At 70.6% G+C, this 16,572-nt stretch carries 13 protein-coding genes; 12 read left to right on the top strand and 1 reads right to left on the bottom strand.

The genetic code is table 11. The features are described 5' to 3' along the window. Positions 1-271: 271 nt before the first annotated feature. Positions 272-1,612 carry a UDP-N-acetylglucosamine 1-carboxyvinyltransferase gene (murA, locus tag DXZ73_RS18195; RefSeq protein WP_116212050.1) on the bottom strand — a complete coding sequence of 447 codons (1,341 nt, stop codon included), beginning with the start codon at positions 1,610-1,612 and terminating at the stop codon, positions 272-274. A 220-nt stretch (positions 1,613-1,832) separates the two neighbouring features. Between murA and DXZ73_RS18190 the strand changes: the two genes are divergently transcribed. From DXZ73_RS18190 to DXZ73_RS38210, 12 genes are all read left to right on the top strand, one after another. Further along, a complete protein-coding gene (locus DXZ73_RS18190) occupies positions 1,833-2,435 on the top strand; it encodes a YqgE/AlgH family protein (RefSeq protein WP_116212049.1) in 603 nt (200 codons plus the stop codon). Positions 2,436-2,546: 111 nt separating this feature from the next. Further along, entirely contained in the window at positions 2,547-2,840 is a 294-nt protein-coding gene (locus DXZ73_RS18185) for a DUF3039 domain-containing protein (protein ID WP_116212048.1), read from the top strand. Between the two features lie 129 nt (positions 2,841-2,969). Next, complete coding sequence (locus tag DXZ73_RS18180) at positions 2,970-4,607, top strand: beta-N-acetylhexosaminidase (protein ID WP_116212047.1); 1,638 nt, start codon at positions 2,970-2,972, stop codon at positions 4,605-4,607. A 296-nt stretch (positions 4,608-4,903) separates the two neighbouring features. Next, entirely contained in the window at positions 4,904-5,800 is an 897-nt protein-coding gene (locus tag DXZ73_RS18175) for an FAD binding domain-containing protein (protein ID WP_116212046.1), read from the top strand. Continuing rightward, positions 5,797-8,157: a 2Fe-2S iron-sulfur cluster-binding protein gene (locus tag DXZ73_RS39510; protein WP_240351399.1), complete on the top strand. Its 2,361-nt coding sequence runs from the start codon at positions 5,797-5,799 to the stop codon at positions 8,155-8,157. Before DXZ73_RS18175 ends, DXZ73_RS39510 begins: the two co-directional genes overlap by 4 nt. A gap of 23 nt (positions 8,158-8,180) precedes the next feature. Then, positions 8,181-10,520 carry a xanthine dehydrogenase family protein molybdopterin-binding subunit gene (locus DXZ73_RS18165; protein ID WP_116215683.1) on the top strand — a complete coding sequence of 780 codons (2,340 nt, stop codon included), beginning with the start codon at positions 8,181-8,183 and terminating at the stop codon, positions 10,518-10,520. A 98-nt stretch (positions 10,521-10,618) separates the two neighbouring features. Then, a complete protein-coding gene (locus DXZ73_RS18160; RefSeq protein ID WP_116212045.1) occupies positions 10,619-11,035 on the top strand; it encodes a hypothetical protein in 417 nt (138 codons plus the stop codon). Then, positions 11,032-12,516 (top strand): WXG100 family type VII secretion target, encoded by a 1,485-nt coding sequence (locus DXZ73_RS38215; protein ID WP_162890243.1) that lies wholly within the window; start codon positions 11,032-11,034, stop codon positions 12,514-12,516. The genes DXZ73_RS18160 and DXZ73_RS38215 overlap by 4 nt, the downstream gene beginning before the upstream one ends. 31 nt (positions 12,517-12,547) lie before the next feature. After that, positions 12,548-13,720, top strand: a complete 1,173-nt coding sequence (gene mycP / locus DXZ73_RS18155) for a type VII secretion-associated serine protease mycosin (RefSeq protein WP_240351398.1) — start codon at positions 12,548-12,550, stop codon at positions 13,718-13,720. Positions 13,721-13,768: 48 nt separating this feature from the next. Continuing rightward, positions 13,769-14,149, top strand: a complete 381-nt coding sequence (locus tag DXZ73_RS18150; protein ID WP_116212043.1) for a hypothetical protein — start codon at positions 13,769-13,771, stop codon at positions 14,147-14,149. 6 nt (positions 14,150-14,155) lie between these two features. After that, entirely contained in the window at positions 14,156-15,904 is a 1,749-nt protein-coding gene (locus DXZ73_RS18145) for an alpha/beta hydrolase (protein ID WP_116212042.1), read from the top strand. Further along, a complete protein-coding gene (locus tag DXZ73_RS38210) occupies positions 15,904-16,500 on the top strand; it encodes a hypothetical protein (RefSeq protein ID WP_162890242.1) in 597 nt (198 codons plus the stop codon). The genes DXZ73_RS18145 and DXZ73_RS38210 overlap by 1 nt, the downstream gene beginning before the upstream one ends. Positions 16,501-16,572: the final 72 nt, after the last annotated feature.

Here is a 16,572-nt window from a genome sequence, read left to right as displayed (position 1 = left end):
CCTGGGGGTGGCCGCCCTTTTGGCGTCCACAAGGCCCTCCAGGGCCCCTCAGACGCGCAAAAGCGCCTGTATGGGCTCGGTGGCCCATACAGGCGCTTACGGCCCGTCAGGGCCGAACGGGTGCTTCACGCCTGTCGGCGTATCAGGCTTCCGTGCCGCCGGGGAGCTCGACGTTCGCGCCCAGGCTGCGCAGCTTGTCCATGCTGTGTCTTCCCGGGGGGTGACCCCCGGACCCCCAGCCGGAGCGTCGGCCCGGCCGGGGTCGGGGCCGTCAGGCTTCCGTGCCGCCGGGGAGTTCCACGTTCGCGCCCAGCTCCTTCAGCTTCTGCATGAAGTTCTCGTAGCCGCGGTTGATCAGGTCGATGCCGTGGACGCGGGACGTGCCCTGCGCCGCCAGCGCCGCGATCAGGTACGAGAAGCCGCCGCGGAGGTCGGGGATGACCAGGTCGGCGCCCTGCAGCTTGGTGGGGCCGGAGACGACCGCCGAGTGCAGGAAGTTGCGCTGGCCGAAGCGGCACGCGGAGCCGCCGAGGCACTCGCGGTAGAGCTGGATGTGCGCGCCCATCTGGTTGAGCGCGGACGTGAAGCCCAGCCGGGACTCGTAGACCGTCTCGTGGACGATCGACAGCCCGGACGCCTGGGTCAGCGCCACGACCAGCGGCTGCTGCCAGTCCGTCTGGAAGCCGGGGTGCACGTCGGTCTCCAGCGCGATCGCGTTGAGCGAGCCGCCCGGGTGCCAGAAGCGGATGCCCTCGTCGTCGACCTCGAAGGCGCCACCGACCTTGCGGTAGGTGTTGAGGAAGGTCATCATCGACCGCTGCTGCGCGCCGCGGACGTAGATGTTGCCCTCGGTGGCCAGCGCCGCGGACGCCCAGGAGGCCGCCTCCAGGCGGTCCGGCAGGGCGCGGTGGTTGTAGCCGCCGAGCGAGTCCACACCGGTGATCCGGATGGTCCGGTCGGTGTCCATGGAGATGATCGCGCCCATCTTCTGCAGTACGCAGATGAGGTCCTCGATCTCCGGCTCCACGGCCGCGTTGGACAGCTCGGTGACGCCCTCCGCCAGGACGGCGGTCAGCAGCACCTGCTCGGTCGAGCCGACCGAGGGGTACGGCAGGCGGATCTTGCAGCCGCGCAGCCGCTGCGGGGCCTCCAGGTACTGGCCGCCCTCGCGCTTCTCGATGGTCGCGCCGAACTGGCGGAGCACCTCGAAGTGGAAGTCGATCGGCCGTCCGCCGATGTCGCAGCCGCCCAGGCCCGGGATGAACGCGTGGCCCAGCCGGTGCAGCAGCGGGCCGCAGAAGAGGATCGGGATGCGCGAGGAGCCGGCGTGCGCGTCGATGTCGGCGACGTTGGCGCTCTCCACGTGGGAGGGGTCCAGGATCAGCTCGCCGGGCTCGTCACCGGGGCGCACGGTGACGCCGTGCAGCTGGAGCAGGCCGCGGACCACCCGCACGTCGCGGATGTCGGGGACATTGCGCAGCCGGCTGGGTCCGCTGCCGAGCAGCGCGGCGACCATGGCCTTCGGCACGAGGTTCTTCGCGCCGCGGACACGGATCTCGCCCTCGAGAGGGGTGCCGCCGTGGACAAGCAGTACATCGTCAGGGCCGGTCATGGATCTCGCGTTCCTGGAGTTGGGCAGGGGGCAAGAGGAAAGGGTAATGCGATCGGAGGGCCCACCTGTATGTGTAAGGGGGCTCGGGGCATGTCATGGATTGGCAACAACACGCTGCGTTAATGGAATGGTCGCTACCGGTTATCTGGGAAGCGGCCGCTTTCGCACCGGAGTCGGCGTCCGGCCCCCGCCCCGGCCCGAAATGCGGGATCATGTGCCCATGTCCGAGGTGTCCTCGCTCACAGGACGACTGCTTGTCGCGACACCGGCGCTCGCTGACCCGAATTTCGACCGCGCGGTGGTGCTGCTGCTCGACCACGACGAGGAGGGGTCCCTCGGTGTGATCCTCAACCGCCCGACGCCCGTCGGCGTCGGCGACATCCTGGAGTCCTGGGCCGCGCTCGCCGGGGAACCGGGAGTCGTCTTCCAGGGCGGTCCGGTCTCGCTGGACTCGGCGCTGGGCGTGGGCGTGGTGCCGGGGGAGGGCCACGAGAAGGGCGCCCGCGGCGCCGCCGCCCCGCCCGGCGACGGCCCGCTCGGCTGGCGCCGGGTGCACGGCGCGATCGGCCTGGTCGACCTGGAGGCCCCGCCGGAGCTCCTCGCCGCCGCCCTGGGCTCCCTGCGGATCTTCGCGGGGTACGCGGGCTGGGGCCCCGGCCAGCTGGAGGACGAGCTGGTCGAGGGCGCGTGGTACGTGGTGGAGTCCGAGCCCGGCGACGTGTCGTCCCCCGACCCCACCCACCTCTGGCGCGCGGTGCTGCGCCGCCAGCGCAACGAACTGGCGATGGTGGCCACGTACCCCGACGATCCGAGCCTCAACTGATGCGCGGCACCGCTGCCGCCTGCGGCGGAAAAAGCTCGCCGCAGGCGCACTCGCAGGGCGCCGGACCGGCCGCGAGCCCGACGGCGGCAGCCCCCAGTACCCTTGGGATCCATGAGCACTCTTGAGCCCGAGCGCGGGGCAGGGACCGGCACCCTCGTAGAGCCGACGCCGCAGGTGTCGCACGGCGACGGCGACCACGAGCGCTACGCCCATTACGTCCAGAAGGACAAGATCATGGAGAGCGCGCTCTCCGGATCCCCGGTCGTCGCCCTCTGCGGCAAGGTCTGGGTCCCCGGGCGCGACCCGAAGAAGTACCCGGTCTGCCCGATGTGCAAGGAGATCTTCGAAGGCATGGGCGCCGGAGGAGACAAGGACAAGGGCGGCAAGGGCGGCGACAAGAAGTAGCCACCACCCCCGGATCGACACCCGGCCCTCGGCCGCGCACACCGCGCCCGGGGGCCGCTCTGCGAATTCAGGCCGTTCCGGCACGGGAACCGGTGCGGGAAGGGGCGGGGTGGGGGAAAGATCCCGTGCATGACCGACGACACGGATCTGATCCCCGCCCCCCGCCGCGTCAGCGGCAACGGCACGGCCGCCCCCCACGTCCTCGACGAGCACACGGCCATCGACGCGCCCCCCGACGCGGACCGGGTCGCACACTGGCTGCGCACCACCATCGGCCAGGCCACCCGTCTCCCCCTGAACCCGGGCGACGGCCGGAACCGCATACGACTGCGCATCCGGCCCGGCCTCGCCGAGGAGCACGGTCCCGAGTCCTACCGCCTCGCCGTCGACGAGCACATCGTCAGCATCGAGGGCGCGAGCGAGGCGGGCCTCTTCTGGGGTGCGCAGACCCTCCGTCAGCTTCTCGGCCCCGATGCCTTCCGGCGGGCGCCGGTCTCGGAGCGGCGCACCTGGGAGCTGCCCGCCGTCGTCATCGAGGACGCCCCCCGCTTCCGCTGGCGCGGCATGCTGCTCGACGTCGCGCGGCACTTCATGCCGAAGGACAGCGTGCTGCGCTACATCGACCTGCTGGCCGCCCACAAACTCAACGTCCTCCATCTGCATCTGACGGACGACCAGGGCTGGCGGCTGGAGATCGCGGCGTTTCCCCGGCTCACCGAGGTGGGGGCCTGGCGGGCGCGCACCAAGCTGGGGCACCGGGACTCGCCCCTCTGGGACGTGCGCCCGCACGGTGGTTACTACACGCAGGCCGATATTCGCGAGATCGTCGCGTACGCCGCGGAGCGGCACATCACCGTCGTGCCGGAGGTGGACATCCCGGGGCACTCGCAGGCCGCCATCGCCGCGTACCCCGAGCTGGGCAACACCGATGTCATCGACACCGCCTCCCTTGCGGTCTGGGACACCTGGGGCGTCAATCCCAACGTACTCGCCCCCACTGACAACACCCTCGCCTTCTACGAGCAGGTGCTCACCGAGGTCCTCGAGCTCTTTCCCTCGCCGTACGTCCACCTCGGCGGCGACGAGTGCCCCAAGGACCAGTGGCGCGCCTCGCCCACCGCGCAGGCGCGCATCGCCGCGGAGGGGCTCGGCGACGAGGACGGGCTCCAGAGCTGGTTCATCCGCCACTTCGACCGCTGGCTCGCCGCGCGCGGCCGACGGCTCGTCGGCTGGGACGAGATCCTGGAGGGCGGTCTGGCGGAGGGCGCGACCGTCTCGTCCTGGCGCGGTTACGCGGGCGGCATCGCCGCCGCGCGGGCCGGACACGACGTCATCATGTGCCCCGAGCAACAGGTCTACCTCGACCACCGGCAGGCCGGCGGTACCGAGGAGCCCGTACCGATCGGGTACGTCCGCACCCTGGAGGACGTCTACCGCTTCGAACCCGTTCCCCCGGAGCTCACCGCCGTAGAGGCCGCACGGGTCATCGGCACCCAGGCCAACATCTGGACCGAGGTGACGGAGACCCAGCAGCGCGTCGACTACCAGGTGTTCCCCCGCCTCGCGGCGTTCGCCGAGGTCGCGTGGTCACGGCTGCCCGCCCCCGCGGACCGCGACCACGCGGGCTTCGAACGCCGGATGACCGCCCACTACGCCCGCCTCGACGCCCTCGGCGTCGACTACCGGCCACCCGCCGGGCCCCGCCCCTGGCAGCGCCGGCCCGGCATCCTCGGACGCCCGATCGAGGGCGCGCCCCCGATCGTGTGAGCCGCGGCCAAGCTCCCCGCCCCCACGGCAGGTCCCTGGCACGGTGGTCCTTCCACACACGCCGTAAGCCGTACAAGGGCCCCCGAACAATGGCAATCCGCACACAGCGGCGACAGAACGGAATACCGGACCATTCGCCGGGCCGGGGACGGACCGGCGGTTCGCGGACCCTCGCGACGGCGGACGCGGAAGATGTGCCAGAGTTGCCACGTCCGGGCCGACAGCACGTACCGTACGGCGGGATCAGGCGGTATCAGGCGGCAACAGTCGGGATCACCGGGGAAGGGGCAGCTGGGTTGACCACGCACGCACCGCAGGCGGCGCACACGGTGACGTTGCCGGGCTCGCTCGACGAGGCCGTGGCGGCGCTGACCGCCATGCCCGCCGCCGTGCCCGTCGCGGGCGGTACCGATCTGATGGCGGCCGTCAACTCCGGGCTGCTGCGGCCCGCCGGACTCGTCGGCCTGGGCCGCATCAACGAGATCCGCGGCTGGCAGTACCAGGACGGCCACGCCCTGCTCGGCGCCGGACTCACCCACGCCCGGATGGGGCGGCCCGACTTCGCCGCCCTGATCCCCGCGCTCGCGACCGCCGCCCGCGCCGCCGGCCCGCCCCAGATCCGCAACGCCGGGACCCTCGGCGGCAACATCGCCTCCGCCGCCCCGACCGGTGACGCGCTGCCCGTGCTCGCCGCCCTGGAGGCCACCCTCGTCATCGCGGGCCCCGGCGGCGGGCGGCGGGAGATCCCGATAGGGCATCTCCTGACCGGCTTCGACATGCTCCGTCCGGGCGAGCTCATCGGCTACGTCCGCGTGCCACTGCTGCACGCCCCGCAGACCTTCCTCAAGGCCACCGGGCGCACGGGCCCGGGCCGCGCCGTCGCGTCCGTGGCCGTCGTCCTCGACCCCGCCCGGCGCAACGTGCGGTGCGCGGTCGGCGCCGTCGCGCCCATGCCGCTGCGCCCGCTCGACGCCGAGCGCTGGGTCGCCTCGCTCATCGACTGGGACGGCGAGCGCACGCTCGCCCCCGAAGCCTGCGCCGCCTTCGGCGACTACGTGGCCGCGGCCTGCATCCCCGACCCCGCGCCCGGACCCGACGGCGCCGACCCGGGCACCCTGCCGCCCGCCGCCCTGCACCTGCGTCGTACGGTGGCGACTCTGGCCCGCCGAGCTCTGGGGAGGGCACTCGCGTGAGTGACGAACAGCAGCGACACGCACAAGCCGGCCCGGTCGGCTGGCAGCCGATTCCGCGGGGCGCGGAGTACGACGCGGAGGGCACCGCCTTCCTGCAACTGCCGCCCGAGCTCCTCGCCCACCCGGGCGCGGCGCTGTCCGGCACCGGCGCCTGGGACCCCCTGGCCGCCACCGGCGCCGGCGGCTACACCCCGCCGACGGGCGAGACCTGGCAGCAGCCGCACGCGCCCGCCCCCGCGCAGGGGCAGTGGTCGGGACAGTGGGGCGCCCCCGCGCCGTACGAGCCCCCGCAGGCGAACGCTCCGGCCGACGGCGGCACCCACGGCCGCGGCCCGGACCCGCACGCCACCGCGGAGTGGGCGATGCCGTTCGCGGCGCCGTCCGACGCCCCGTCGGAACCCCGGGAAGCGCCGGCCGCCCACCCCGCCGACCGTACGGCCCAGGGCCATTGGACCGTCCCGGCCGCCGGGGACGACCCGGTGGACGAGTCGGGCGAATACGTCCTGCACGGCCACCCCGGCGGGCAGTCCGCGCAACACGCGGACCCGCACGACCCGGTGGCCGCGTACGCGGTCCCCCAGCCGCCCACCGCGCCCGGCCCCCACGACTCCGCGGCCACGCCGGACGCGTACGCGCCTCCGCCCACCGCGCCCGGGACCGACCCGCACGCCCACGCGGCCGCGCAGGGTGCCGATCCGCACGGCCGCCCGGCTGCACAGGCTGTGGGTACGCAAGGCGTCGATCCGCACGGTCATTCGGACGTGCGGGCCGCTGATGTGCCGGGCATCGACCCGCACGCTCACTCGGCCGCGCAGGGCACGGGTGTGCCGAGTGCGGATGCGCACGGACAGCCGGAATCGCGAGGCGAGGGCGCGCAGGGCATCGACCCGCAGGGGCAGCCCGCCCCGCAGCTCGCTGGTGCGCAGGGTCTCGACCTGGACGGCCTGCCGGGTGCGCGAGGCACGGTCGCGCAGGGCGCCGACCCGCACGGCCTGCCCGCCCCGCAGTCAGCAGGTGCGCAAGGCATCGACCTGCACGGTCAGCCGGGTGCGCGGTCCGCGGCTGTGCCGAGTGCCGACCTGCACGGTCATTCCGCTCCTCGGCCCGCCGCCGCGCAGGCCGTCGACCCGCACGGTCGGCCCGGTCCGCAGGACACCTCCGCGCAAGGCATCGCTCCGCAGGGGCAGTCCGCCCCCCAGGTCGCGGCCGCGACCAGCGCCGACCTGCACGGCCACAGCGACCCGCACCTCCCCACCGACCCCCAGGCGCCCGCCCGGCACGCCCCCGGCGCGGACGCCTCAGGCGCGTACGTACTGAGCGGCGGTACGGATCCGCAGGGTGCCGGCCTCCACGGTCACGGCGACTCGCACACCCCCGCGCAGTGGACCCCGCACGGCGGCAGCGTGCACGCCTGGCAGCAGCCCGTCGTGGCATCTCCGCCCGGCGACACCGATGACGCCCCTGCGGCCGGTTCGACCGGCCAGTGGTCGATTCCGGTTGTGTCCGGCGAACCGACGGACGAGTCCGGGGAGTACGCGCTCAGCGGCCTCGCCGGGGCGGCTCCCGAGCCGTCCGACGCCGATTCCACTTCGCCCTCCGGTGGTTCCTCGCAGAGCGACACCGGGGTCACCGATACGGGCGATCATCAGACCGGCGCGTGGACGCCCCCCGCGGAGCCCGACGCCGTCACCGGCGCACAGGCGGAGCCCGCGAAGGACGACGACGCGCCGCCCGCCGACGACCTCCCCGAACCGCCGCACACGACGGACCCGCACACCGAGCACCCCTGCGCCTCGTACGTCCTGCGGGTCAACGGCACCGACCGCCCCGTCACCGACGCCTGGATCGGGGAGTCGCTGCTCTACGTCCTGCGCGAGCGCCTCGGTCTCGCCGGGGCCAAGGACGGCTGCTCGCAGGGGGAGTGCGGCGCCTGTTCCGTCCAGGTGGACGGGCGGCTCGTCGCCTCCTGCCTCGTCCCCGCCGCGACCGCCGCGGGCGCCGAGGTGCGCACGGTCGAGGGGCTCGCGGTCGACGGCCGGCCCTCCGACGTCCAGCGGGCGCTCGCCGAGTGCGGAGCCGTACAGTGCGGCTTCTGCGTGCCCGGAATGGCCATGACCATGCACGACCTGCTCGAGGGCAACCACGCCCCGAGCGAGTTGGAGACCCGCCAGGCCATCTGTGGCAACCTCTGCCGCTGCTCCGGCTACCGGGGCGTGCTCGACGCGGTGCGCCAGGTCGTCGACGAGCGCGAGGCGACGGCTGCCGCACAGGAAGAAGCGCAGCCGGAGACGGAACAGGCACGCATCCCGCACCAGGCGGGCCCGCACGGCGGCGGCAGCGGAAAGGCATCGGCATGACGGGAACGGGCGGCATGGGCGGAATGACGGGAACGGCCGGTACGGCTGAGGGCGCCGTCACCGCGCACTCCGTCGCGTCGTCCGCCCTGTCCGGCGGCCCCGCCGAGCCGCCCCCGCACGGCCTCGGTGTCTCCCTGCCCGCCGCCGACGCGGACGCCAAGACCCAGGGCACCTACCCGTACGCCGCCGACCTGTGGGCCGAGGGCCTGCTCTGGGCGGCCGTCCTGCGCTCGCCGCACCCGCACGCCCGCATCGTCTCGATCGACACCGCCGAGGCCGCCCGCATGCCGGGCGTGCGCGCCGTCGTCACCCACGCGGACGTCCCCGGCGACGGTGCCCACGGCCGCCGCGTCGCCGACCGCCCCGTCTTCGCCTCCGACATCGTGCGTCACCACGGCGAGCCGATCGCCGCCGTCGCCGCCGACCACCCGGACACCGCCCGGCTCGCCGCCGCCGCCATCGCCGTCGAGTACGAACTGCTGGAGCCGGTCACCGACCCCGAGCAGGCGTTCTCCGCCGAACCGCTGCACCCCGACGGCAATCTGATCCGCCACATCCCGCTGCGCTTCGGCGACCCCGAGGCGACCGGCGAGGTCGTCGTCGAGGGCCTCTACCGCATCGGCCGCCAGGACCCCGCCCCCATCGGCGCCGAGGCCGGGCTCGCCGTGCCGCGCCCCGACGGCGGCGTCGAGATCTACACCGCCTCCACCGACCCGCACGCCGACCGCGACCTCGCCGCCGCCTGCTTCGGCCTGGAGCCCGAGCGGGTCAAGGTCGTCGTCACCGGCGTCCCCGGCGCCATGGGCGACCGCGAGGACCCGGGCATGCAGCTGCCGCTCGGCCTGCTCGCCCTGCGCACCGGCCACCCCGTCAAGCTCGCGGCCACCCGCGAGGAGTCCTTCCTGGGCCACCCCCACCGCCACCCGACGCTGCTCCGCTACCGCCACCACGCGGACGCCGACGGCAAACTGGTGAAGGTCGAGGCCCAGATCTTGCTGGACGCCGGCGCGTACGCCGACTCCTCCTCCGAGGCGCTCGCCGCCGCCGTCTCCTTCGCCTGCGGCCCGTACGTCGTCCCGCACGCCTTCGTCGAGGGCTGGGCCGTACGCACCAACAACCCCCCCTCCGGCCACGTCCGCGGCGAGGGCGCCATGCAGGTGTGCGCCGCCTACGAGGGCCAGATGGACAAGCTCGCCGCCCGGCTCGGCCTCGACCCCGCCGAGCTGCGCCTGCGCAACGTCATGGCCACCGGCGACCTGCTGCCCACCGGGCAGACGGTGACCTGCCCGGCCCCCGTGGCCGAACTCCTGCGCTCCGTACGCGACTTCCCGCTGCCCGCCCTCCCCGTGGACGACCCCGAGGAGCAGTGGCTGCTGCCCGGCGGCGTGGACGGCGCGGGCGAGCCGGGCGCCGTGCGCCGCGGCGTCGGCTACGGCCTCGGCATGGTCCACATGCTCGGCGCGGAGGGCACCGACGAGGTGTCCACCGCCACCGTCAAGGTCACCGGCTCGATCGCCACCGTCATCTGCGCCGCCGTCGAGACCGGCCAGGGCTTCGCCACCCTCGCCCGCCAGATCGTGCAGGAGATCCTCGGCCTCGACGAGGTCCACGTCGCCCCCGTCGACACCGACCAGCCGCCCTCAGGACCCGGCGCGCACAGCCGCCACACCTGGGTCTCCGGCGGCGCGGTCGAGCGGGCCGCCCGGATGGTGCGCACCCAGCTCCTCCAGCCGCTGGCCCACCAGTTCGGCATGTCCACCGAGCTGCTGAGCATCGCCGACGGCAAGATCACGTCGTACGACGGGGTGCTGAGCACCACGGTCGCCGAGGCCCTGGACGGCAAGGAACTGTGGGCCACCGCCCAGTGCCGCCCCCACCCGACCGAGCCCCTGGACGACACCGGCCAGGGCGACGCCTTCGTCGGCATCGCCTTCTGCGCCGTACGCGCCGTCGTCGACGTCGACATCGAGCTCGGCTCGGTGCGCGTGGTGGAGATGGCCGTGGCACAGGACGTCGGGCGCGTGCTCAACCCCCGGCAGGCCCGCGCCCGCATCGAGGCGGGCATCACCCAGGGCGTCGGCGCGGCCCTCACCGAGAACCTCCGCACCACCGGCGGCCTCGTCCGCCGCCCCGACCTCACGGGTTACGCCCTGCCGACGTCGCTGGACACCCCCGACATCCGCATCGTGAAGCTCGTCGAGGAACGCGACGTCGTCGCCCCCTTCGGCGCCAAGGCGATCAGCGCCGTACCCGTCGTCACCTCCCCGGCGGCGGTGGCCGCGGCCGTACGCGCGGCGACGGGCCGCCCCGTCAACCGCCTCCCGATCCGCCCGCAGGCGGCGGTGGGCGCGGGGGCCGTCTGAGTAGGCGTACTCATGTGCGTGTCACTGCCCGACGTTAATGTGTAGCCGGAAGTTACATGTGCCGTCGGGTGGTTGGGGAAGACAGTGGTGGGACGCGCGTGAGTACGGATCCTTCGGGCGGCCTCGTCGCCGAACTGGCGTCCCTCAGGACCTTCAAGGGCCGCGTCGACGAACTCCTCACCACCCTGGGAGACTCCGACGCGGCACCGGGCCGCATCGCCGACACCCGCCTGACCGGCGCCCACCTGGGCACGGGCTTCAACGCCGCCCACGCGCTCTACGGCGCCTTCAACGACGTGCACCAGCAGCTGGAGACTCTCTCCAAACTGCTCGCCGACCAGATCGAGTTCCTGAGCCTGGCCGTGCACGGTTCCGGCGTCTCCTACGCCAATACGGACGAGGACCAGCGCGCCCGCATGTGGGAGATCCAGAACCGCGTCAAGCAGCAGTACGACCCCGGCGCGGATCCGTACGCGCCGCACTCGGCGACCGGCGACGGCAAGGGAAGGCTGTGACCGTGCCCGATTCCCCCTTGGCCAACCCCGCCGACCCGCGCCGCCAGTTCCCGTCCCCCTTCGCCGCCTACGACTTCACGTCGATCCCCCACGAACAACTCCAGGCGATGGTCGAACCCGCCGACGCCCAGAAGGTCACCGACCTCGCCCACCACCTGACGGCGGCCTCCACCGCCATCAAGGAACTCGGCGACGACCTCAAGAAACACATGGACCGCGTCCACTGGCAGGGCGAGGGCGGCGAGGCATTCCGCGGCTGGGGCTCCCGGATGTCCAACGCGACGCTGCGACTGGGCCATTACGCGGAGAACGCGGGCACGTGGATGAACCATGCCGCGGTCACTCTTGGCCAGGTGAAGCGCGACATGCCGAAGTATTCGGCGGCGTCGAAGGCGACGGTGGATGCGTATTTGAACGCCCAACCGCCGAATATGCGGGTAATCCAGGAGCCTCTGGTCGACATGCCGGCTGTCGGGTCGGCGCCTTCGCAGCGCCAGGCTTATGAGGCGCAGAAGCGGTTGCATGACGACCACATGCATGCGGCGGAGTTGCTGAAGAAGTTGTCGGAGTCTTATAACGCGTCGGGCGTGCAGTTGATGAGGGCGGAGAGGCCGCAGTTTCCGCCGGCGCCGGGTGCAGTGATGCCGCCGCCGATCGACCCGAACAGTAGTTTCGAGTACCTGCCGCAGCCGTCTTCCAGAGGTGCTCAGGGCTCCGCCAGTCACGGTGCCGCGGATGGAGCTGTCGTGCCGAACGCCCGAGAAAGCGGCTACGTAGCCGCGTCGTCGAGGGAGGGCGCCAGTGGGATCGGGCACGCAGCGTCCCACCTTCAGCGCCCTGTCGGTACGGAGATCGATAGTGTTACTCCGTTGCCGACGGCCCCCAGTGTGCTGCCTTCGGGCGCGCCGGGCGGATGGTCGCCCGGGGTAAACGCAGATGGCGTGGTCCGCCAACCGCACCTGCCCGTACCTCCATTGGTTCAACCTGGTCTCGGGACCACGGGACCGACCATCGGAGTCGTCCGTCCGTCGGTACGTCCGTCCGGTCCAGGACGACAGAGCCAGACGGGTGTGTTCCCTGCCCCAGCCGTACCGCGTGCTGGGGGCCCGGGTGTTGTCGGTGGCAGCCCTTTGCCGCTTGGTCCGGAACGTCCCACTGGTCAGATCCCGCGGAGGACGGTCGTCGGTGGGGAGCCGGGTGTCGTCGGGGGGCGCCCGGTCGGTGGTCCCGGAAGCAGTTCCGGGGGGTCTATCGGTCGACCGTTCACGCCTGGGGGGACCGGTTTGCCGCGGGGCAGCCAGGCGACTTCAGCCGGTGCCGCATCCGCCGGAGCCGCGCGTGGCGGCCCGGTTCCTGTGTCCGGCGTTCCTGGTTCGGCATCCCAACGCGGGCGTCGCGGACAGCGACCTGACTACCTCGTCGAGGACGAGGAGACGTGGTCCCAGGGCCATCGACGTGTGGTTCCGCCGGTCATCGAGTGACCGCATGCGGTCTCCTTCAAGAGGAATGTGTATGTGGGCCAGGAAGAAACGGCTGGGAACCGGCTGGGCACTCGCGATGTTGCTGACTGCGGGAGTGGCCGCCACGCCAGCACAAGCAGAGACCGTCCGTTCGCAGCAGTGGCATCTCGACGCAATGCACGCCGACGAGATGTGGAAAGTGAGCACCGGTGAGGGCGTCACGGTTGCGGTGATTGATACCGGGGTGGACGACTCGCTGCCGGATCTTCAAGGCCAGGTGCTCGAGGGCAAGGACTTCTCGGGGCAGGCAGGCGGAGCGCACAGGGATGCGTACGACCACGGGACAGCAATGGCTGCGCTGATCGCGGGGACGGGCAAACGAGCAAACGGAAGTGGCTCGTTCGGCCTTGCGCCGGGCACCAAGATCCTGCCACTGCGCGTGACCGATGGCACCCAGGCAAGGAATGAAGCAGAGGATTCCCGAGACTTTTCAGCGTCTGTGAGCGCGGCCATTCGTTATGCGGCCGACAGTGAAGCGAAGATCCTCAATATCTCCATGAGCCAGCAGAACGACAGTCCGCAGATTTCGGAGGCTGTCCGGTACGCCTTGCAACGAGGGAAGCTGATCTTCGCAGCCGTGGGCAACAGTGGCGAGAAAGGTAACCCCGTTCAGTACCCGGCAGCCACGCCAGGAGTCATCGGAGTGGCAGCCATCGGCCGAGATGGCACTTCGACGAAGGAGTCGGAGCACGGGCCGCAAGTGACCCTCGCCGCCCCCGGCGACGAGATGGTGTCCGCATGCGCAGGCGGCACTCAGCTGTGCAAGGGCCACGGCACCAGCGACGCCACCGCCATCGCCTCCGCCTCCGCCGCCCTCATCTGGTCCGTCCACCCCACCTGGACCGCCAACCAGATCACCCGCGTCCTGATCAACACCGCCGGCGGGCCCGAAAGCGGCCAAAAGCGCACGGACTTGATCGGCTACGGGGCAGTCCGCCCCCGCATCGCCCTCAAGGACCCGGGCGACCCCGGCCCGGCCGACGTGAGCCCGCTTCCGGGACCGGAATCGAAGTCCGCCGCCGGAAAGGTACAGAAGCAGGCCGCCGCCCCCAAGGGCGACGACGGTCCGAACCTCACCTGGATCGCCTGGGGAATCGGCGCCGCCGTCGTGCTCGGCGCAGTCATCACCGTCCCGATTCTGATCGCCCGCCGCCGCGGAATCTGAACAACCCATCACTTTCACCTTGCCCGTCCCACAGGGGGAGCCCTCACGATGTCCGATGCCCGAATACGCCTGGCCTCCGCCGGAGGAGACAGCGGCACGCACAAGGCGAGCCAAAAGCCCTGGACCACCGCCGGAGGCGTCGCGGGCGAGCTGCACGAGGACATGAAGTCCGCTCTCACGGACCTCGAGCACGCCCACGACGGCATCAAATCGGGAACGACGGGCTTCGCGAGCGCGTCGGCACTGAGCGGAATACTCGGTGGCTGGGGCGACAGGCTCGGCGCCGTGCGCGATGAGTGCCACGGGCTTGACGGCACTTTGAAGACGGTGGGGACGAAGTTCGGCGAGAACGACGTCAAGGTGCAGGAGTTGTTCGACGCGACCAAGTCGAAGATCGACGCCTACAGCCAGCCGAAGCAGGGGCACTGATCCCCCATGGTCACGATCGACGAACTGACCAAGTTGGACAGATCCAAGTTCACCAAGGCGGCGGACGCTTGGTCCAGGGTGAGCAACCGCGCCAGCACGGCGATGGGCCGGGTGGAAGGTGAAATGCTGGCCACGCTGCGCGGCACGCAGAAGGGCGATGCCGCGACTAGTGCCCTCCAGAACCTCACCCGGCTGAGCAAGAACTACCAGTACATCCACGCCGAGTGCGGCCTCATCCGCACAGCGCTGAGCGGTCTGGCCGAAGAGCTGGAGGGCCCGCAGAACAAGCTGAAGCAGGCGCTCAAAGACGCGGCGGACCTGAAGTTCACGGTCAATCCGGACGGCTCGGTCAAGTACCCGACGACAGAGGCGACAAAGGTCCCGTTCGTCCAACAGCCGGCACGCTCCGGGAACGTTCCGTTGATCGGGAAGCCGGACCCCAACCAGGCCAAGGCGCAGGAGATCGCCGATCGCATCGCGGCGGCGGTCCAAGACGCGGCGGAGATAGACGGCCGCTACGCCAAGGCGCTGAGCAAGCTCAACACCAACGGCAAGCTGGATCAGACCGATTGGGCCGACGTGGCCCGCGACATCAAGGATGTCCGCGCCGCGGCGGGCAAGCACTTCTCAGAGGACAAGATCCCCAAGGGCAAGTCGCCCAAGGAGAACGCCGAGTGGTGGGCGAGGCGCACTCAGGCGGAAAGAGATGAATACGTTGCTCTCTTCCCGGCCAGCGTGGGGGCTCTTGACGGCCTCCCCGCCACTGTCCGTGATCAGGCAAACCGCTTGGTCATCACGCAGGACCAGGCGGACATTGAGCAGCGCTTTCGCTACCTCGAGACGCATGAGCCCAAGCAATATGAACGCAGGACACGGGGTGAGTGGCGAGTCAGGGATGAATGGAAGGAATGGAAGAGAGAGAAAGAGCGCGTCGAAGGGATCAAAGACGGGATCGAGGCTCTTCAGGAGCGTTTGGTCAACACGACCAAGAAGGGGCTCCCGGAGCCGTATCTCTTGAGTTTTGATACGAATGGACGCGGCCATGCAGTCGTTGCCAATGGGAATCCTGACTATGCCCAGCACACGGCCGTCTATGTTCCGGGAACCGGATCTCGCCTCGAAAAAATAGAGGACGGTCTCGGGCGTTCCGACAAGCTCTGGCGAACCAGTGCCGCTCTTGCGCCCGACCAGAAGATATCGACCATTTCCTGGTACGGCTACGAAGCGCCGCAGCGTGTGAAACAGGATGCTTCGCACAGCAGCTATGCGGATAATGCTGCGGGGTCGGTCAACCAGTTTGTTTCCGGATTGCGCGCTTCTCACGCATCGGACGTAAATGAGCATATGACCGTTGTGGCGCACAGCTACGGTACGACGGTCACCGGATCGGCGGCGCGGCAAGGGTATCTGTCGGCGGATGATGTCGTATTCGCGGGAAGTCCCGGAGTCCAAGTCGGTCGCGCCGCCGACATGGACGTTCCCAAGGGGCATGTATGGAACGAGCATGCAGAAAATGGAGATGATGATGTGGGTGACTTTGGGAAGTACGTCCACGGGCACTGGGAAGGGACGGACTTCGTCATTCCGAATGATGCAAAATTTGGTGCCCAGCAGATGGCTACGGACACCGAAGGGCATAGCGGTTACTGGGAATATACCGAAGGTGAGGACGGGAAGCCGGACAAGCCCAGTCTGAGCATCAAGAACCAGGGAAGGGTCATCGTGGGTCAGTATGGCGAGGTGAAGCTCAAGTGATGGCCAAGAAGGCTGAGGGTAGTGGGCAGTATTCACTGCGGCGCATCGCGGTGACCGTTTCGCTGGCGGCTGTTTGCGTATCGGGATGTGGAAGTGTGACTGAGAAGAAAGAACCGCGTGAGGTGAGCGCCTCCTCCGAGGACGTGCGGACGGTGCATCCGAAGGATGCGGAGGCACTGATCGGTCGGCTGTCCAGCGGGGTTCTCGACGTTACGCAATTGCATGGCGAGGTGACGTCCGGAGGGCCGGCTGCTGTCTCCTACGACCAGGCTGACGGAAAGTACTCCATGCAACACGACTGGTCGGTCTGGAAGCTCTCTCCCGATGAGCTGACCCAAGGATTTCAACGGCTCCGCGATGGCCTTCCCAGGAATGGTTGGCGTGTCACCCACTACGGCCCGGCCAACTCCAAGGCGCAGCAGCTCGAGATCGCGGCTGTGCATGAGAAGGATGGTGTCTCGCTCTCCGCTGAACTGCTGATCAGGAGTACCAGGCAAGGGAGCGCGGCGGGCGCCTCGAAGGCGGATTTGATCAACTTCAACGTGGCGTCACCGACTTATCGTGCGCCGCAGGGGGTCGATCCCAGTAAGTACTGAGCGGGCAGCGAGAGCCAAGCGCCTCCCATTCGTGTGGCTCGCCGTGAGCTTGACCGTATTGGCATCAGGGTG

The sequence above is a fragment of the Streptoverticillium olivoreticuli subsp. olivoreticuli genome (assembly GCF_003391135.1).
Lineage (GTDB): Bacteria > Actinomycetota > Actinomycetes > Streptomycetales > Streptomycetaceae > Streptomyces > Streptomyces blastmyceticus.
The sequence above is the reverse complement of the archived record's forward strand: the minus strand, read 5'-3'. Positions and strand labels throughout refer to the sequence as shown.